The 19096-nt window shown below is 74.8% G+C and carries 12 protein-coding genes; 6 read left to right on the forward strand and 6 right to left on the reverse strand.

The features are described 5' to 3' along the window. Nucleotides 1-52: 52 nt before the first annotated feature. The 4 genes from IG05_RS0108825 to IG05_RS0108840 all read left to right on the forward strand — a co-directional run bounded on the left by IG05_RS0108825 (nucleotide 53) and on the right by IG05_RS0108840 (nucleotide 6610). Nucleotides 53-901, forward strand: coding sequence for a class I SAM-dependent methyltransferase (locus tag IG05_RS0108825; RefSeq protein ID WP_030340726.1), 849 nt, complete (start codon nucleotides 53-55; stop codon nucleotides 899-901). A 252-nt stretch (nucleotides 902-1153) separates the two neighbouring features. Next, nucleotides 1154-1522: a hypothetical protein gene (locus IG05_RS0108830; protein WP_030340727.1), complete on the forward strand. Its 369-nt coding sequence runs from the start codon at nucleotides 1154-1156 to the stop codon at nucleotides 1520-1522. 215 nt (nucleotides 1523-1737) lie between these two features. After that, nucleotides 1738-5589 (forward strand): helix-turn-helix domain-containing protein, encoded by a 3852-nt coding sequence (locus IG05_RS0108835; RefSeq protein WP_030340729.1) that lies wholly within the window; start codon nucleotides 1738-1740, stop codon nucleotides 5587-5589. Nucleotides 5590-5740: 151 nt separating this feature from the next. Further along, complete coding sequence (locus tag IG05_RS0108840) at nucleotides 5741-6610, forward strand: NlpC/P60 family protein (RefSeq protein WP_030340731.1); 870 nt, start codon at nucleotides 5741-5743, stop codon at nucleotides 6608-6610. An 8-nt stretch (nucleotides 6611-6618) separates the two neighbouring features. Here the strand turns inward: IG05_RS0108840 and helR are convergent, their stop codons facing one another. After that, nucleotides 6619-8847 (reverse strand): RNA polymerase recycling motor ATPase HelR, encoded by a 2229-nt coding sequence (helR, locus tag IG05_RS0108845; protein WP_234335810.1) that lies wholly within the window; start codon nucleotides 8845-8847, stop codon nucleotides 6619-6621. A 211-nt stretch (nucleotides 8848-9058) separates the two neighbouring features. Here helR and IG05_RS0108850 point away from each other — a divergent pair, with 211 nt between their 5' ends. Beyond that, nucleotides 9059-11221: an FUSC family protein gene (locus IG05_RS0108850; protein ID WP_234335800.1), complete on the forward strand. Its 2163-nt coding sequence runs from the start codon at nucleotides 9059-9061 to the stop codon at nucleotides 11219-11221. Nucleotides 11222-11394: 173 nt separating this feature from the next. Here the strand turns inward: IG05_RS0108850 and IG05_RS43610 are convergent, their stop codons facing one another. Continuing rightward, nucleotides 11395-11694: a phosphopantetheine-binding protein gene (locus IG05_RS43610; protein ID WP_030340737.1), complete on the reverse strand. Its 300-nt coding sequence runs from the start codon at nucleotides 11692-11694 to the stop codon at nucleotides 11395-11397. Continuing rightward, the gene (locus IG05_RS0108860; RefSeq protein ID WP_078893985.1) at nucleotides 11691-13058 is read right to left on the reverse strand and encodes a condensation domain-containing protein; all 1368 of its coding nucleotides are present in this window, start codon (nucleotides 13056-13058) and stop codon (nucleotides 11691-11693) included. Before IG05_RS0108860 ends, IG05_RS43610 begins: the two co-directional genes overlap by 4 nt. A gap of 221 nt (nucleotides 13059-13279) precedes the next feature. On the opposite strand from IG05_RS0108860, the gene IG05_RS42015 reads away from it, so the two are divergent. Further along, nucleotides 13280-15466, forward strand: a complete 2187-nt coding sequence (locus IG05_RS42015; protein WP_158838833.1) for an amino acid adenylation domain-containing protein — start codon at nucleotides 13280-13282, stop codon at nucleotides 15464-15466. Here IG05_RS42015 and IG05_RS42020 read toward each other — a convergent pair. From IG05_RS42020 to IG05_RS0108880, 3 genes are all read right to left on the reverse strand, one after another. After that, entirely contained in the window at nucleotides 15444-16922 is a 1479-nt protein-coding gene (locus IG05_RS42020; RefSeq protein WP_030340743.1) for a condensation domain-containing protein, read from the reverse strand. The two genes, IG05_RS42015 and IG05_RS42020, sit on opposite strands and share 23 nt — an antisense overlap. A 66-nt stretch (nucleotides 16923-16988) precedes the next feature. Further along, nucleotides 16989-18074: a guanitoxin biosynthesis L-enduracididine beta-hydroxylase GntD gene (gntD, locus tag IG05_RS0108875; protein WP_078893987.1), complete on the reverse strand. Its 1086-nt coding sequence runs from the start codon at nucleotides 18072-18074 to the stop codon at nucleotides 16989-16991. A 52-nt stretch (nucleotides 18075-18126) separates the two neighbouring features. Beyond that, entirely contained in the window at nucleotides 18127-19050 is a 924-nt protein-coding gene (locus IG05_RS0108880; protein WP_234335801.1) for a GNAT family N-acetyltransferase, read from the reverse strand. Nucleotides 19051-19096 lie beyond the last annotated feature (46 nt).

A 19096-nucleotide genomic window follows, 5' to 3' on the forward strand; every position in this document is an offset into this window, starting at 1 on the left:
CTTCCAGTCCTTTCCGCCAGTCCTTCCCGATCCCTCGTTCCAGGAGGAACACATGACGACGTACGACCACCGCACCCGTACCCCCGCCGACGCGGCCGAGCAGCAGAAGGACCAGGTCAAGTCCGTCTACCGGCGGGTGGCCGAGGAGTACGACGAGCGCATCCCCGGACTCGGCCCGTGCGACGAGCTGTTCACCACGACCGAGCACCGCTTCCTGCTGGAGAAGATCCGGGCCGGCGAACGCGTCCTGGACATCGGCTGCGGCACCGGCCGCTTCACCGTGCCCATGGCCGAACTGGGCGCCGAGGTCAGCGGACTCGACCTGTCGGGAGCGATGCTGGAGGTGGCGGCGGGCAAACTCCGCGACCGGGGCCTGACCGCGGACCTGCGCGAGGGCGACATGGCGCACATGCCGTTCCCGGACGGCTCCTTCGACACCGTCACCAGCATGCTCGCCCTCATGCACCTGCCCCTGGAGGACCGGCCCGCGGTCTTCGCCGAGGTGCGCCGCGTGCTGCGGCCCGGCGGCCGGATGCTGCTCGGGGTGAAGAACGCCCTGTTCGAGGAGATGTTCACCGGTGACCGGTTCGCCTCGGTCGACGTCACGGACGTGGCCGGCAAGCAGCTGATGTTCACCCGGACCCGCAGCGGCGAGGACTACCTCGCGCCCTGGTACAGCTTCAGCCCGCAGGACCTCACGGCACTGTTCGCGGGCGCCGGGATGACGGTCACCAGGATCCGCGGCAACTCGCCCCTCGCGGCCTGGCTGGCGGACGAGGTCCTGCAGGACTCCTCCGTGCGCTCCTTCGTCGACCGGATCGAGCGGTTCCTCGGCGAGATACCGCCCTTCAACCACTTCGGCTACCACCTGCTCGTGGAGGCGGTGAAGCCGGCGGTCTGACGCCCGGCCGCCGAAGTGCCGTCCGCGTGACCCGCGGACACCGCCCCTCCGCGCCGGCCCCCACCACGGCCGTCGCGGAGGATCACGCGGTTGCCCGCCTCTTCCGTTCCCGCCGGTCAAGCGCGGTTTCCCGGACGCCGCGGCGACGGGCGACGGGAAACCCGTCGACTCCGGCCGGCCGCGGCGCCAACGTGGTGGTCGTCACCACCAGGTACGGCCTGCCGCGAGGCAGGAGAACCGCAAGGGGGAACCATGCGCAAGACCATGCGTGCCGGCGCCGCGTTCGCGACCGCCGCGGCGGCGGTACTGACGATGAGCGGCGCGGCCCACGCCGAGCCGGCCGCCGACCCGTGGGCCGGCTGCCCGGACGGGGCGGTGTGCGTGTACCCGCAGAACCAGAACCCGGCCCAGTCGCCGAGCCTGGTCCTCTACAGCTACGGGCCGCACAACCTCAGCAACCAGGTCGGCCGGCACTGGGTCCTGAACAACCAGTACGGCGGCGCCACGGCGAGCCTGTGCACGGGCTACAACGGCGTCGGCTGCGGCACGCCCATCGCCGAGGGCACGGGCGTGTACGCCGACCTCACGCCGATCAACTCCATCACCCTGAACCGCCCGTAGGCAGGACGGCCCGCAGGTCCACGACCCGCGGCCCGCCGCACCCCACCGACGGCCGGCCGAGGGGCATCACGGGGGAAGCTTCCGGAACCGCGACCGCGGTTCCGGAAGCTTTTTTCGGCCACTGCGCACACATGGCTGGGCCACCTGTCACACCCCGGCAGTAGCCTGGGCTCCCGCCGTCTCACGGCCTGGGCACGCTTGCCATGGGGGACGCCTTGGGGGAGCCGCAACAGGGAGCCGACACCGGCAACCGGAACGACAACGACGCGGGCGGGACGGTGCCGACCACACCGTCCTTCCCCGCACAGCTACGACGACTGAGGCAGCAGCGCGGCCTGTCCCTGGCCGACCTGGCCAGACAGACCCACTACAGCAAGGGGTACCTCAGCAAGATCGAGACCGGCGCGAAGCGCGCGACCGTCGACGTGGCCCGCCGCTGCGACCAGACCCTGCGCGCCGACGGCGCGTTGCTGCGCCTGGTCGCACCACCGCGCAGGGCGGCCCCCGCCGACGGCAACGATGTCACGGGACCGGCCTGCCCCTACCCGGGCCTGTCGGCGTTCACCCCGCGGGACGCCGGCCGCTTCTTCGGCCGGGAGCGGGCCACGGCCGCCCTCGTGGAACGCGTCTTCGGCAGAGTCGGCAAGGGGCCCCTGCTGCTCGTCGCCCCCTCGGGCGCGGGCAAGTCCTCGCTGCTCAACGCCGGTCTGGTGCCCGCCCTGCGGCGGCCCGGCGGTTTCCCGATGGCCGGTGCCGACCGCTGGCCCGTCGTCACCCTCACCCCCACCGCGCACCCGGTGGACGAACTGCTGGAACGCACCGCCAAGGTGCTGGGCGGCGACCCGGACGTCACCGCGGCCCGGCTGGCCGAGCGGCCCGAGGCCCTCCTGGCCGCCGTCCGGACCCGCGCGGACGCGACCCCCGCCGGGCGCCGGCCACCACCACCGCCCCGGCTCGTCCTGCTCGTCGACCAGTTCGAGGAACTGTTCACCCTCTGCGCCGACGACACCGAACGCCGCACCTTCGCCCGCGTGCTGTGCACGCTGGCCGCACCGCCGCCGTCACCCGGGCACGACCCCGCGGTGGTCGTCCTCGGCGTGCGCGCCGACTTCTCCGGCCGATGTCTCGACCTGCCCGAACTCGCCCCCGTCTTCACCGACGGCCTCTGCGTCCTGCCCCCGATGACCACGGCGGAGCTGGTCGAGTCCATCACCCGTCCCGCCGAACTCGCCGGTGTCACCCTCGACCCCGGCCTGGTCCCGGTGCTGCTGCGGGACGCCGGACTGACCGGCGAACCCGGCGCCCACGGCGTCCCTTCGGGAGCGCTGCCCCTGGTCTCCCACGCCCTGCTGGCCACCTGGCGCCACCGCGCGGCGGGCGCCCTGACCGTCGCCGGGTACGAGAGCACCGGCGGCATCCAGGGAGCCGTGGCGCGCACCGCCGAGGACGCGTTCGCCCAGCTGTATCCCGCCGAACAGCAGACCATCCGGCGCATCCTGTCCCGGCTGGTGCAGGTCTCCGACGGGGCCGGCGCCACCCGCCGCCGGGTCGGCCGCACCGCCCTGATGACACAACTGGCCGACGCGGAGGGCGCCGACACCGCGCTCGACGTGTTCGTCCGCGCCCGGCTCCTCACCGTCGACAGCGACAGCGTGGAGATCACGCACGAGGCCCTGCTGCACAGCTGGCCCCGGCTGCGGGCCTGGATCAGCGCCGACCGGGCCGGCCTGCTCGTCCGCCAGCGACTCACCCACGCGGCGGCCGCCTGGGAACGCGAGGGCCGCGACCCGTCGGCGCTCTACCGCGGCACCCGCCTGGACACCGTACGCGCCTGGGCGGCGGACACCGACGGCCTCGGCCCGCCGGGCCCGGTCGAGGAGGCGTTCCTGCGCGCCAGCCAGGCGGAGGAGGAGGCCGGGCAGCGCCGGACCCGGCGTCAGACCCGCCTGCGCCAGGCTCTGGTGGCCACGCTCGTCGTACTGCTCGGCTGCGCCCTGGCCGCCGGCGGCATCGCCCACCGGCAGCGCGCCGACGCACTCGCCCAGGAACGCCTCGCCCGCTCCCAGGCCCTCGCCGTCCGGTCCACCCTGCTGGCCGGCGGCCGCCCCGAGGCGTCCATGCTGCTCGCCGCCGAGGCCTACCGCACCGAACCCACCGCCACGACCCGCGGAGCCCTGCTGAGCACCCAGGCCGAGCCCTTCACGGCCCGGCTCGGCGGCCACCGCGGACCGGTCAACACGGTGGCCTTCGCACCCGGCGGCCGGTTCCTCGCCACCGGCAGCTCGGACGGCACCGTCCGGCTGTGGCGCCTGAGCGACCACCGGACGACCGCGAGCCTCGCCGTCCCCGGCCGGATCCGCTCCCTCGCCTTCGGCCCGGACGGCCGTACCCTCGCGGTCACGGCGACCGACGGGCCGGTACGGCTGTGGTCCCCGGGCCGCCCGGCCCGCACCACCCTGCTCCCGGGCACCCGCGCGGCCCGCGCGCTCGCCTTCGCGCGGCGCGGCCGCACCCTCGCCGTCGCCGTCGCCGGCGGCGCCGTCCAGCTCTGGGACACGGCCGGCACCCCCCGGCGGACGGCCCGTCTCACCGGCCACTCCGGCGAGATCGACGCGCTCGCCTTCGCCCCGGACGGCCGCACCCTCGCCTCGGCCGGCACGGACCGGACCGTACGGCTGTGGGACGCCGGCCGGGCCCGGCAACGGGCCGTCCTGCGCGGCCACACCGACGGCGTGCTCGGCCTGGCCTTCGCGCCCGACGGCCGCGGCCTGGCCAGCGGGGGAGTGGACCGCACGGTCCGCCTGTGGGACGTCGACGGCCGCCGCGTCACGGCGACGCTCACCGGACACAGCGACGACGTCAACGCCGTCGCCTACACCCCCGACGGCACCACCGTCGTCAGCGCGAGCGGGGACGGCACCACCCGACTGTGGGACGTCCGCAGCGGACGGCTCGTCACCACCCTCACCGGACACACCGACTACGTGATGTCGGTGGCGGTCGACAGCACCGGCACACTGCTGGCCACCGGCGGCTTCGACCAGTCCGTGGTCCTGTGGGACCTGCGCGGCCGGACCCTGGCCGCACGCCCGTTCACCCCGGTCTCCGCCGTCGCCTACCGCCCGGACGGGCGGCTGCTGGCCACCGCGGACGCCGACCACACCGTACGGCTGTGGGACCCGGACCCGGCCCGGCGGCGCGGGACACCCACGACCCTGACGGGCGGCAGCGGCAGCGTCACCACGGTGGCGTTCGCCCCCGACGGCCGCACCCTGGCCTCGGCCGGCTCCGACGGCACGGTGGTGCTGTGGGACCCGGCGGCCCGCCGCCCCCGCGCCGTACTGCACGGCCATCAGGGCGCCGTGTTCGCGGTGGCGTTCGCGCCGGACGGCCGCACCCTCGCCTCCGCCGGCGCCGACCGCACCGTACGCCTCTGGGACGTCCCCGGCCACCGCCCGCTCGCCGTGCTCACCGGCCACACCGACTACGTCAACGGCGTCGCCTTCAGCCCCGACGGACGGACCCTGGCCTCCGCCGGCGACGACCTGACGGTACGGCTGTGGGACCTGCGCAACCGCCGCCGGCCGGTCACCCTGACCGGGCACACCGGCGCCGTCCGCGGTGTCGCCTTCAGCCCCGACGGCCGCACGCTGGCCAGTTCGGGCAACGACGGCACCGTACGGCTGTGGGACGTGGCCCGGCACCGGCCCCTCGGCTCGCTGACGGGCCACACCGGGTCGGTACGCGGCCTGGCCTTCTCACCGGACGGCCGGCTCCTCGCCAGCAGCGGCAACGACCGTACGGTACGGCTGTGGGACGTGCCCGGACGGCGGCCGTGGGCCACGCTCTCCGGGCACACCGACGCCGTGTGGGGCTTGGCCTTCGCACCCGACGGGCGGACGGTGGCCAGCAGCGGCACCGACGGCACGGTACGGCTGTGGAACCTGGACACCGGGACCCGGCTGGCGGAGATCTGCCGCCTGGACCGGGAGACGGACCCGGCGACGCGCCGCGCCCTGCTCCCCGGCGAGCCCGCCCCCGGCGCCTCCGCGTGCCCACGGCCCTGAGCGAGTGCCCTGCTCGGGCGGGGTTTCCCGGACGTTTCCCGTTGCCCGTCGGGGAAGGCCCGCGCGGCCTCCTCGACCGGCGCACCGCACCCCGGGAACGCTGGGGCCCGCACACCCGCTCACGACCAGACCACGAAACGGGGGTACCGGCATGCTGCGGCGAACCGGCGCCATCGGCACACTCATCGTCCTGCTGACCACTCTCCTGCTCACCTCGTCGGCGACCGCCGCCGACCGGCATCCCGGGCCGGCGCGGGCCGCGGACACCGACTGCCGCGCCCTCGCCCCGGGCGCGGGCACCGCGGCCGAACGGGCCGTCGACGCCGCCTGCGCCCAGGTCGCGGCGGGCGTCTGGTACACCTGGGGCGGGGGCCACGGCGCGCAGCCCGGCCCCACCCACGGCAAGGTGGACCCGACCGACCCGGCCAGCGAACACGACCCCGAACGCGTCGGCTTCGACTGCTCGGGCCTGGTCCGCTACGCCTACGCACAGGCCACCGGCGCGGACCTCCTCGACGGCGACGCGAGCGCCCAGTACTACACGCACCGCACCGCCGCCCGCTTCACCGCCGCCGACGGCCTCGCCCCGCTCCTCCCCGGCGACCTGCTCGCCTACGGCACCTCGGCCGACCTGCACCACATCGCCCTCTACCTGGGCGCCGGCAAGATGGTGGAGGCCCGGCAGTCCGGCACCAGGCTGATGGTCGGTGACGTCCGCCTCGGCGGCGACTACTTCGGTGCCGTCCGCGTCGACACCGGCACCGTCGAGGGCCCCGTCCTGCGCACCTGGGGCACCGGCGTGTGGACCAAAACCCAGCCCTCGACCAGGGCCGCCCGCGTCTACGCCTTCCCCGGGCCCACGACGATCCGGGTGGCCTGCCAGAAACACGCCGAATCCGTCACCGCCGAGGGCTACACCAACGACGCCTGGTCCTACCTCCCCGACTACCGCGCCTGGGTCACCAACATCTACATCCAGGGCCCGGCCTGGCTGGACGGCGTACCGGCCTGCACCGCCTGAGCCCGGGCTCAGGCACTCGTGAGGACCACGAGCCGCCGGGTGGCCCGGGTCATCGCGACATAGCGGTCCACCGCACCCTCGACGCCGTCCCCGAACTCCTCCGGGTCGACGAGGACGACCAGGTCGAATTCGAGGCCCTTCACCAGCTCGGGCGACAGGGAGCGGACCCGCGGGGCCGACCGGAACGCGGGATCGCCGATGACACAGGCGATCCCGTCGGCGTGCGCGGCGAGCCAGGTGTCGAGGACCGGGCGCAGGTCGGACACCGGACCGCGGACGACCGGGATGCCGGTGCTGCGGATGGAGACCGGCACGTTGGCGTCCGGGAGCACCGCCCGGATGACCGGCTCGGCCTCCGTCATGATCTCCTGCGGCGTCCGGTAGTTGACGCTCAGGGAGGTCATGGTGATCCGGTCGAACCCGACCCGTTCCAGCCGCTCCCGCCACGACTCGGTGAAGCCGTGCCTGGCCTGGGCGCGGTCCCCGACGATGGTGAAGCTGCGGGACGGGCACCGCAGCAGCAGCATCTGCCACTCGGCGTCGGTCAGTTCCTGCGCCTCGTCCACGACGATGTGGGCGAACGGGCCGGCGAGCAGGTCGGGGTCCACGGTGGCCAGCTCGCTCTCGTCCACCAGGCTGACCTTGGCGTCCTCGCCGCGCAGCATCCGCACCAGGCCCTCGCCGTCGTCACCGTCGGCCCCGGAGTCGGCCACGGCCGTGACCAGGTTGTCGACGACCTGCTCCATCCGCTCGCGCTGGGCGGCCAGGACGGCCTCGTGCCGGCGCTTGCGCCGGGCCGTCTCCGGGTCGCCGAGCCGCTGGCGTGCCGCGTCCAGGATCGGCAGGTCCGACACCGTCCAGGCCTGGGCGTCCGCGCGCTGGAGCCGCCGCACCTCGTCGCGGCTCAGCCAGGGGGCGCACATCCGCAGATAGGCGGGTACGGTCCACAGGTCGCCGACGAGATCGGCCGCCTCCAGCAGCGGCCACGCCCGGTGGAACGCCGTGACGAGTTCCCTGTTCTGCCGCAGCGACCTGCGCAGCAGCTCGGGCGGGGCGTCGCCGTCGTGCTTGTCCACCAGGAGGGTGAGCAGCTCCTCCCAGACCTGGTGGCGTGCCTCGTTGTGCGGGGTGCCCGGTTCGGCCGCTTCGAAGGCCACGGCCCAGTCGTCGGGGCCGAGCCGGATGTCGGACCAGTGGGTGGTGACCGTCATCCCCTCGGTGGGCGGCTCCTCGTAGAACCTGACCGCCTTCTCGACCGCCTCGACCATGTCCGCGGACGACTTCAGGCGGGCCACCTCCGGATCGGTCTCGACGGCCGCGTCGGCGCCCTCGGTGACCAGGTCCCGCAGGGTGCAGGTCTGCACACCCTCCTCCCCGAGGCTGGGCAGGACGTCGGAGACGTAGGCCAGGTAGGGCCGGTGCGGGCCGACGAACAGGACACCGCCCCGGCGGTGACCGAGCCGCGGGTCGGCGTGCAGGAGATAGGCGGAGCGGTGCAGGGCGACGACCGTCTTGCCCGTGCCCGGGCCGCCGTCGACGACGAGGGCGCCGCGGGACCCCGCCCGGATGATGGCGTCCTGGTCGGCCTGGATGGTGCCGAGCACGTCCCGCATCCGCTCCGAGCGGTTCCCGCCCAGGCTGGCGATGAAGGCGGACTGGTCGTCCAGCGCGGCGTGGCCGACCAGCCCGTCCGGGGTGAACACCTCGTCCCAGTAGTCGCTGATCCGGCCGTCGGTCCAGCGGTACCTGCGGCGGCTGACCAGGCCCATCGGGTTGGCGTGGGTCGCCCCGAAGAACGGCTCGGCGGCGGGCGAGCGCCAGTCCACCAGCAGCCGCCGGCCCGCGCTGTCGGTGAGCCCGAGCCGTCCGACGTACACGGGCTCGGGGCCGTCCGCGCCGACCATCCGCCCGAGGCAGAGGTCCAGGCCGAAGCGGCGCAGGGTGCGCAGCCGGCCGGTCAGCCGGTGGATCTCCGCGTCCCGGTCCATCGCGTGCCGGCCCATACCGCCGGGAGCCCTGCGCTCGGCGTCGAGCCGCCCGGTCAGCTCGGCGATGGACTGTTCGAGGCACTCCGCGATGGCCGCGAAGTGCCGCTCGTCGTCGGCGATCAGTGTCGGGTCGGCCTTCGCGGCCAGCCGCTCGGGAAGGTCGAAAGCGCTGGTGGTCAAGGGGTGGGTCGGCTTTCCGTTCAGGCGGGTGGGTGAGTCGGCGTCTTCGCGTGAACCGTGCGTCGACATATGGGTATGCATGTGGTGAATTCCCCGTTTCCGGCAGCTTCCTGGCCTCGGCCGGCAATTCTGCGGTACGACGGGGGCCTTGCCGCAAGCCCCCCGGTGCGCTATAAGTTGAAAGTGGCAAGGAGTCGGTGACTCCTTGCCTTTGCCGTTTCCGGCCCCTCTGTCGTCCGGGGCCCCTTCGGGCTTCCGGCGAGGTGCCGGACCTGCCGGCGTGGGCGATTCTGTAGGGGTGTGGGGTCTGCGAGGTGCCCGGCTGCCGGCGGCCTACGCCGCCTCCGGGCGCCGTGCGCTGCGCGTGACCCTGGTCGCGGCGGCCGGCTTCTACGCCTTCCGCTACGGCCTGGACCGCCCCGTGGCGGCCACCTACGCGCTGTTCACCGTGGTGGCCCTGGGCGGACTGTCCAGGATCCCCGGTACCGGTCGGCAGCGCGCGGCGTTCACGGCGCGCCTGCTGCCGGTGTGCTGGGCGCTGGTGGCCCTCGGCACCTGCCTGTCGGTGCGGACCTGGAGCGCGGTCGCCGGCATGCTGGTGATCGGCTTCACACTGGCCTTCTCCGCCGTCGGCGGGCCGCGCTGGGCGGGGGCGGCGCCGGGCCTGCAACTCCTGTACATCCTGCCGTCCTTCCCGCCGTACGATCCGGGCTCGCTCGGCGACCGGCTGCTCGGGACGACCACCGGCCTGGCCCTGTTCGTGGCGGCCGAGGCGCTGCTCTTCCGGGAGCCGGCTCCCGTGCCCTACCGCGAGCGGGCCGCCCGCGCGGCGCTGGTCGCCGAGCGGTGGGCGGCGCGGCTCGCCACCGCCCCCGCCGCCCTGACCGACGCGGACCGCGAGGAGGCACAGGAGGCCGGACAAGGGCTGCGGCCGCTCAACGTGCCGGACGCGGAGCGGCCGGCGGGGCCCGGGGTGCGGGACCGCGCCCTCACCCACACCGGCCTGGCCGCCCGCACCCTGCTCGGCAGGCTGGTGCAGCTGCCCGCGGTACCGGGCGACGACACGGCACCCGACGTGACCGCCGTACTGCGGGCCGTGGCACGTCTGGCCGGGGCGACCGCGGCCTGTCTGCGGACGGAGGCGTCCCCTGCGGCCGGGCAGCGGCAGCTGGTCGCGGCCCGCGCCCGCCTGTCCGCCGTCTCCGCCGGGCCGCCCGCCGCCGGGGGCCGGTTCCCGCCCGCCGTGCTGCGCTGCCACGCCGCCGTGCTGGAGGCCGCCGACGCGGCGCTGGCCATGGGCGCGGCCGCCGATCTCGCGGTGCGGGGCCGGCACGCCACGGTGGAGCTGCCGCCCGGCCGCTTCTGGTACGCCGGGGTCCGGACGCCGCTGCTGTGGTGGCACCGGGCGCGCGGCCACGCCGGACGCCGGTCGGTGTTCTTCCAGAACGCGGTGCGCATGGCGCTGGCCCTGACGGCCGTCCGGCTGGTGGCCGGGGTGGACACGCTGCCGCACGGCTTCTGGGCGATGCTGGCGACGCTCACCCTCACCCGGACCACGCTGGGCGAGACCTGGAGCACCATCCGCCTGGCGGTCGCGGGCACCCTGGCCGGGGCCCTGGTCAGTGCCGGCGTGCTGATCCTGGTGGGGTCCGACACCGCCGTGTACGCCGTCCTGCTGCCGGTGTGGATGCTGGGCGCCTTCACGGTGGGTCCGGTCCGGGGCGTGGGATGGGCGCAGGGGCTGTTCACCGTGCTCGTCGCGTTCGTCTTCGCCCAGCTGGCGCAGCCGACGTGGCGGCTGGCGGAGGTCAGGATGCTGGACGTGCTGGTCGGCAGCGCGATCGGCGCGGTCTTCGGTGTGCTGGCCTGGCCCCGGGGCGCCCATGACGAGCTGCGCCGCGCGGCGGCGGACCTCCTGCGCAGGGCGGCGGAGATCGTGGTGGCGACCAGCGCGTCGGTGGCGGGCGGCGCGGCGGCGTCCGTGCCGTCGGGCGTGCCGCGGCACCGCTCGCTGGAACGGGCCGTCGTCCTCGCCGAGTCGGCTTACGCCCAGCTGCAGAGTGAGCCGGCGCCCTTCGGCGGCGGGGGGCGCGGGCCGCGACCGCCCGCGGTCGACTGGCAGGCCACACTGATCGCCGGGCACCACACCCTGTGGGGGTCGGCCCGGCTGCTGGAGCCGCCGTGCACCCCGCTCGGTGCGCCGGCCGCCGCGTCGGCCGGGGTGCTGGGGGAGCGGGTGGCGGGACGGATGCTGCTGGTCTCGGCGGCACTGGACCCGGGCGACGACACGCCGGCCGCGACGACCGTGCTCATCGACCCGGCCCTAGCCGGCTCCACCGACGAGCCGCCCGGCGCCCCGCGCCGCTACTACGCGACCGCGGCCTGGCTGAACTCCCTCATGACCGACCTGACCCGCATCGCCCGCCCACCGGACCGGCCCTAGGACTCGCCACGCGGTCAGGCAGCCGCTGTGAAGCTCGCCGAGTCAGGCTGGTTCAATGCGCACTGGGCCCGGTTCCCCAGTCCTGCGTTCTCACGCGTTCCCACTCCTGGTGCACCGCGTTCCAATCGCTGGACTTGCGGATGCAGGGCGTCGGATCCCGCGCGACCTCCGGCTCAGAGGCGGGCGTCGGGCTGCTGGTCGAGGAGCTTTCTGACCAGGATCGCCTGGGCCTCGATCGTGGTGCTCTCGAACAGGTCGGGTACCGGGATCACGACGCCGAACTCCTGCTGGAGCCGCAGTCCGAGGCGCATGAGGCCGAGGGAGTAGCCGCCCAGGGCGAAGAAGCTGACGTTGGCCGGCGGGTCGGGCCGGCGCAGGAAGGCCGACCAGACGTCGGCGATCCTCTCCTCCTCGGGACCCCGGGGTGCCCGGGGCGGGGGGCCGGTCTCGGGGGCGTTGGCGTCGGCCGTCATGGTGTCCCTCCTCGAACGCTCCGCCGCCGGGCCGCCCCCACGGTGACGGGCAGCTCTTCGAGCGGTACTCCGCCGCCGGTGGCGGCGATGGTCAGGACGGTGGTGAGGGAGCCGGCGAGGAGCCGTACGGTGTCCGGGTGGAAGGTGCCGGTCCGGCCGGCGACATACCCGTGCAGGCCCTCGCCGGGTGTCTCGGCGAGTTCGGCCAGCAGGTCCATCCCGCCGGCCGCCGGGGGCGGTTCGAGTACCTCGACGGTGGTGTCCCCGGTCAGCCGCCGCGGGGCGAGCAGCGGCACCCGCAGGGCGAACATGGCCGGCCCGAGGCGCGAGTTGTCCCGGTCCCGCTGCCAGGCGGCCTCGCGCACCATGCGTTCGTAGGGCAGCTCCTGGTGGTCGTAGGCCTCCAGGCAGGTCAGCCGGACGCGGCGGAGCAGTTCGAGCAGGGTGGGGTTGCCGGACGCGTCCACGCGGATGGGCAGCGTGTTCACGAACAGGCCGACGGTCCTGGTGAGTTCCTCGCGGGAGCGGCCGGCCACCGGAACGGTGACGACGAAGTCCCGCTGACCGGTGAAGCGGGCCAGGGTGGCGGCGTACGCGGTGAGCAGCAGCATGAACAGGCTCGCGCCGTGCCGGCGGGCGGTCTCGGTGAGCGCGACGGTGGTGGCCGGACCGAGCCGCAGTGGCGCCGTCGGCGCGGGGCCGGCCGCGGGCGGGGCGGGATCGAGGGGCAGCCGGAGCGGGGATGCGCCGTCCAGTTGCCGGCGCCAGTAGGCGAGGTGTTCGTGCGCTGCTTGCGAGGTCAGCCACTCACGGTGCCAGACGGCGAAGTCCGCGTACTGCAACGGTGGTTCGGGCAGGTCGGGGACGTGGCCGGCGGTCAGCCGACGGTAGGCCTCGGCGAGTTCGGAGGTCATCAGGCGCATCGACCAGCCGTCACTGACGATGTGGTGGACGGCCAGAGCGAGTACGTGGTCCTGCGGGCCGAGCCGGGTGAGGGACGCCCGCAGCAGTGGCCCCCGCGACAAGTCGAACGGGCGGGCGGCCAACTCCCGGAGGAGCTCCGGGACCTGGTCGCGAGGGGTGTCCGTGCCGTCGAGGCCGCACCGGGCGAGGTCGACCGGCTCCGCCTGCCGGACGACCTGGCTCAGCTCACCCGAGGGGTCCATCCGGAACACGGTCCGCAACGCCTCGTGCCGCTCGACCAGCAGGTCCAGGGAGCGGCCGAGCGCGCCGGGATCGACAGGACCGCGGATGCGGACCATGCCGGCGATGACGTACGGCGAGGCGTCCCGGAGCATGTGATGGATCAGCCACATCCACTCCTGGCCGGGTGAGGCAGGCAGGACGTACAGATCTCGGGGCATCCGGTTCCTCTGCGCTTCGACACGACCGCACGGGACGCGACGGCGGGATACGACGGCTCCTCCCCATTGTGATCGGCCGGCGGCGCTCTCCCAGTCGGGAACCTCCCTGACACCGGTGCCGCGATCGGCGTTTACCCGACTCGTCGCCCGCCGCGTCCGGGCGGACCATGGCGGCTGAGCCGACCGTGTCCGCCGACCCTCCGTGACGACCAGGGGCCCGCATGCCAGATCGCCACCCGACCGCGCCGCCGCCCGCCCTCCCGGTCGTCACCGCCCGGACACCGGAACAGCCGCTCACGTGGGGCCGCGCGTCCCGGGTGACGGGCCCGGGCGTGTGGGACGGACTGACCGGGGCCGCCCGGGCGCACGGCGTGACGGCCGGCCAGGCGGTCGTGGCCGCCTTCGGCGAAGTGCTCCGCACCTGGAGCACCACGCAGCGCTTCGCCTACATCCACGAGTCCGTGGGCGAGGACGACGTCGTCGCCGCACAGCGGGAGAGGCACGGCGACGGGCGCCCCATCGCCGAGCGGGCCGCGCTGCCGGACACCGGCGCTCCCGGGGACCGTTCCCCCGTGGTTCTCGTCACCGCGCTGCACCGGCCACGACCGGGGGAACCGGTCGCGGCGGCCGTGGTGCCGGCACCGCGGCCGGAGAGCCTGCTGCACGTGCGGGTCACCCGGGACGAACGCGGTGCCGTGGAGGCGGTGTGGCGGTGGCCCGCCGACCGCTGTCCCCCCGGCATGGCCGAGGCGATGGCGGACGCCTTCCGGCTGCTGCTGGAACGGCTGGGCGCGAACGGCCCGGAATGGACCGCGGAGCACCCGCGGCTCGTCCCCGGGGAACAACTCGCCCTGCGCGCGCGGACCAACGCCACCCGGACCCCGCTGCCGCGGGGCCTGTTGCACACCCCCGTCATCGAGCAGGCCCGGCTCCGCCCGGACGCCCCCGCAGTGATCACCACCGGCCGTGTGCTCGGCTACGGCGAGCTGAACAGCCGGATGAACCAGGTGGGGCGGCGCCTGCGCGAACTGGGCGCCCGGCCCGGCCGCCTCGTGGCCGTGGTCCTCGACAAGGGCTGGGAGCAGATCGTCGCCCTGCACGGCGTCCTCGCCTCCGGCGCCGCCTACGTCCCGATCGACCCGGCCGTGCCCGCCGAACGGCTGCGCCGGCTGCTCGACCAGGCGCAGGCCGGGCTGGTGGTGACCGAGAGCCGGACCGACGCGCGGGTCACCTGGCCGGACGGCGTCCGGCGGCTGCGCGTCGACGCCGACTTCGACTCGGTCGACGACGGCCCGCTGGAGCCGGTGCAGCAACAGACCGACCTCGCCTACGTCATCTTCACCTCCGGTTCCACCGGCACGCCCAAGGGCGTCATGGTCGACCACCGGGGCGCGCTCAACGCCCTGCACGACGTCAACCGGCGCGTCGGCATGGGCCCCGACGACCGGTGCCTGGCCCTGTCGGGCATCTGGTTCGACCTGTCGGTGTACGACACCTTCGGTGTGACCGCCGTGGGCGGGGCGGTCGTGGTACCGGATCCCTCGCCCTATCCCGATCCCCATCACTGGGCGAAACTGGCGGACGCGGCGGGTGTGACGTTCGTGCTGGCCGTGTCCGCGCTGCTGGAGATGCTGGCCGCGCACCTGGAGAGCAGCGGCGAGCGGGAGCGGATCGCCCGGCTGCGCACGGTGATCCAGGCCGGAGACGTCCTGCCCGTCACGCTGCCCGACCGGCTGCGCGCCCTGAACCCGCGGATACGGGTGTACAACGGCGGTGGGCCGGCCGAGAGCTGCGTGCTGTCGGTGATCCACGCCGTCGGCCGGGTGGACCCCGCCGCCACGAGCATCCCGCTCGGCCGCCCCATGGCCAACCAGCGCTACCACGTCCTGGACGAACGGCTCCGGCCGTGCCCCGTCTGGGTCCCCGGCGAGATCCACATCGCCTCGGAGGTGGGCCTCGCCCAGGGATACTGGCGGGACGCGGCACGCACCGCCGCGCACTTCCGTCCGGTACCCGGCCTCGGCGAACGTGTCTACGCCTCCGGTGACATGGCCCGCTACCTGCCCGACGGCACCCTGGAGATCCTGGGCCGCAAGGACTTCCAGGTGAAGATCCAGGGCGTGCGCATCGAACTCGGCGAGATCGAGGCGGCGCTGGCCGAACACCCCGCGGTGGCCTCGGCCGTGGTCGTGGCCGACCGCGCGGTGCCCGAACTCCCGCTGCTGCGGGCCTTCGTCGTGGCGGCGGGGGACGGCCGGGCGGCGGCGCCGGACGAACTGCGCGCCTTCCTCGCCCGGAAGCTCCCCTCCTCGCTGGTCCCCGCGGACGTCACCTTCCTCGAGCGGCTGCCGCTGAACGCCAACGGCAAGGTCGACCGCCTCGCCCTCACCGGCCGTCCGGCGGGGTGAGGCGGCCGTCCGGGTCGCGGACCAGGGACGACAGCAGGGCCGTGTAGCGGTCGAGGATGCCCTCGGCGGTCGCGGGGTCGAACAGGTCCGCGTCGTAGACGAGGGTGAGGCGTGCCGTGTCCCCCTGGTCGACGGCCTGCACCGTGAGGTCCCGCTTGGCCCGTGCGGCGCGGTGGGCCGTCGGCGCCGGCAGGGGCGTCAGGCGCAGTCCGGCGAACTCCACGGGGCGTCCCGCGCCCTCCCGTTCGAAGACCACCATCGTCTGCAGGAGCGGATGCCCATTCTCCGCCCGCCCCTTCGTGACCGCCTCCACCACCTCGGTGAACGGCACCTCCCGGTCGTCGTACGCCTCCAGGCACCGGGTGCGGACGTGGCGGAGCAGGCTGCGGAACGCGGGCGTGCCGGACAGGTCGCAGCGTACGGCGACCGTGTTGAAGAAGCAGCCGAGCACGCCCTCCAGGTCGGGGTGGCCGCGGCCGGCCGTCGGCATCGAGACGGTGATGTCGTCCTGCCCGGACACGTCACGCAGGAGGACCTGGAAGACGGCCAGCAGGACCATCACCTCCGTGGCCTGCTCCCCGCGGGCGAGTTCGCGCAGCAGCCGCCACAGCTGCGGGCCGACGGTCGCCCCCACGGCACCGCCCCGGCCGGTCGGCCGCGGCGGCCTGGGCCGGTCGGCCGGCAGCCGGATCCCGTCGGGCATGCCGGCCAGCCGGCGTACGGAGCGCCGCAGGTCCGCCGCGACCGTGCCGGCACCCTGCCCGGACCGCTGCCACACCGCGAAGTCCGCGTACTGCAACCGGGGCGGGGCGGCGGCGGGCAGGCCGCGCAGGCGCCGCTCGTAGGCCTCGACGAACTCGGCGAGGAGCAGCCCGGTGGACTGCTCGTCGGTCAGGATGTGGTGCAGGACGAGGCTCAGCACGTGCACGTCGTCCGCCGTCCGCAGCAGTACGGCCCGTAGCAGCGGCCCCTCCGCCAGGTCGTACGGCCGTGCCGCCTCCTCGGCGAGCCGGGCGGCGACCGCCGCCTCGGTGTCCCCGGCGCCCCTGAGGTCGCCGAACTCCACGTCCGCACCGAGGTCGTCGTGGACGAGCTGGTACGGGACCCCGTCCGTCTCGCCGAACGTGGTCCGCAGGATCTCGTGCCGCGACACGACGTCACGGAACGCGGCCCGCAGCACCTCGATGCGCAGGTCGCCGTCGAGCCGTACCCTCAGCGGGACCAGGTAGGCGGCACCGCTGGGATCGGCCCGGTGCCGGTGCCACATGTGCTCCTGCGACCAGGACAGCGGCAGGGGTCCGGCGCCCGGGGCACGCGGCGGGATGCGGGTGGCGGGCCGCCGGGCACCCGTACGCTCCCGCTCGGCGAGCCGGCGCTCCAACTGGGCCCGCTGAGCGGGTGAGAGGTCCGCCAGCCGCCGAGCCAGCGCCGTCCGCCGGGGCGTGTCCGCTGTCATCGCGACCTCCGAAGTCCGCTCACAGGCTGCTCTGCCGAGGGATGCGCGGCCGGGTGGCCGTGCGGGTCAGCCGATCGTCCGGGACGTGGCCGAGGCCCGCCCCGGACGGGTCCTGCGCAGGTCCCGCACGATGTTGACGCGCTTGAGCCAGCGGTCCGTACCGTTGTAGCGCGGGTGGAACGACCGCCGCCCGTGGACGGCGTTGCGGTTGTCCACGAACGCGATGTCCCCGGGCGCGAGCGGGAGGTCGCGCAGGTTCGCGTCCAGGTTCGCGATCAGCCAGGCGAGGGCGCGGGCCGCCTCCTCGTCACCGGGCGCCACGGAGGTGAAGTCCCGGTCGACACGCACCACGAACGCCTCCGGGGGGCCGCTGACCAGGGCGACCGGCGGCGGAGTGCGCCGGGCCCGCGTCACATCGGCCAGCGCGTCGGACACCTCGGCGGGATCCGCGCCCTGCCCGGGAGGGTCGACGTGCGCGTTGTCCGGGACCACGTGGAACCGCCGCTGGCGCAGCACCTCCACGACCCCCTCGGGCGCCGCGCCCAGCTCGGGCACCGCCAGCGTCGTCGGGGTCAGTTCGGCGTTGCGCAGGCACATCAGCCCCACCCAGTCGGCCCGGTACGGGGAGAAGGCGTCCTCCGTGTGCCAGCTCAGCTCGCTGTGGCTGCTGGCACTGATCAGGCTGTGCTCCAACCCCTCGGTCGGCACGACATCGCCGACCATCCGCCCGTCCTGCTGGGTCCGCCACGCGATCGTCTCCCCCAGCAGGGCGCTGAAGAGCATGAGCAGGAACGCGTACGGCCGGCTGGCCGGGGTGTCCGCCGCCTGCCAGCCGGCCGGGGTCGGCCCCAGCGCCTCGGAGTCCACCTGGTTGCCGGCGATCACCGTGGCCGCCCGGTCGCTGTCCCGGGCGGCGGCGTGCAGGGCGAACCGGGCCCGCTGGGGCAGGGCGTGGGCCAGTACGCCCATCTCGGCGAGGAACCGCGGATCGTCGACCCGGCCGTACTCCTGTGCGCACTGGTGCGCCAGGTCGAGGGCCTGTTTGGCCTCGGTGTCGGTCAGGGTGCACCGGTGGACGAACCCGTCGTCAGCCGGGTCGGCCGCGTCGGCCACCGTGGGCCCGGGGGGAGGACTGGCATGGGGGATCGGCATCTGAGGTCTCCACAGGAGGGTGGGGCCGGCCGGGTGCGGGTGCGGCGGCCGTTCAGCTGTCGGCGGGAGCGGCGAGCACGGTCCGGGAGGCGAAGTTGCGGTAGCCGGCGCGGTCGAACGCGGCCGCCATGGGACGGTTCACCAGATCGGTGTCCGCCGTGATCCGGCGGGCTCCCGCGTCCAGCAGGATGCGGGTGGTCTGCGCCAGCAGTTCGTCCACGTACCCCCGGCCGCGCAGGGCGGGGACCACCCCGAGGTAACCGACCACGAAACTCTGGTCGTTGCGGGACGGGACGAGCAGGCCGGCGAGTGTTCCGTCGGGGGTGTGGGCCAGCCGCCACCAGGCGCGGTCGCCGGGCATGTCCCGGTAGCCCGCCAGGTCGTCCCGGGCCGCCTTGGCCACGCCGTGCCGGGCGACCGCGCGCCGGGTCGTGGTGTCGAGGGTCTGGGCGGCCACCTCCCGGAAGGCGGCGAGGAACACCTCGTCGTCCGGTTCCGGGCGGAACACCAGCCGCTCGGGGGCCGCGGGCGGCCGGTCGCCGGCCGTCCACTCGTAGCGCAGCCTGCGCAGGACGTCCGTCAGGCCGGCCGCGGCGGCGGCCCCGATCCGCCAGTCGAGCGCGGCCGCCGTCTGCGCCGGGTTCCCGTCGGTGCGGGAGAAGAGGTGGAACTCGGGCAGCCGGGTCATGCCCCGGGCGCGGAACCGCTCGTGCGCCGAGACGATCAGCCGGGTGGCGAGCGCCTGCCGGTCCCCGACCGACTCGTGCACGTACAGGCAGTCCAGCGCCAAGGGGTGTGCGCCGTCCGGCAGGCCCCACCACACGGCGCGGGCGAGGAGCTTGCCGTCGTCCTCCGCGATCCAGGTCCACTCCGGCCGGTAGTGGCCGCTCTCCAGTCCGTCCTTGAGCCGGTCGGGGCCGACCCAGTCGATCGGCTCGCTCACGGTGCAGTCGAGAGCACGTGCCGCTTCGCTCACGGAAAGGGCGCGTACCAGCATGCTTTTCTCCAGGGTGGTGCTAGTC

This window comes from Streptomyces sp. NRRL S-1022, assembly GCF_000720135.1.
Classification (GTDB): domain Bacteria; phylum Actinomycetota; class Actinomycetes; order Streptomycetales; family Streptomycetaceae; genus Streptomyces.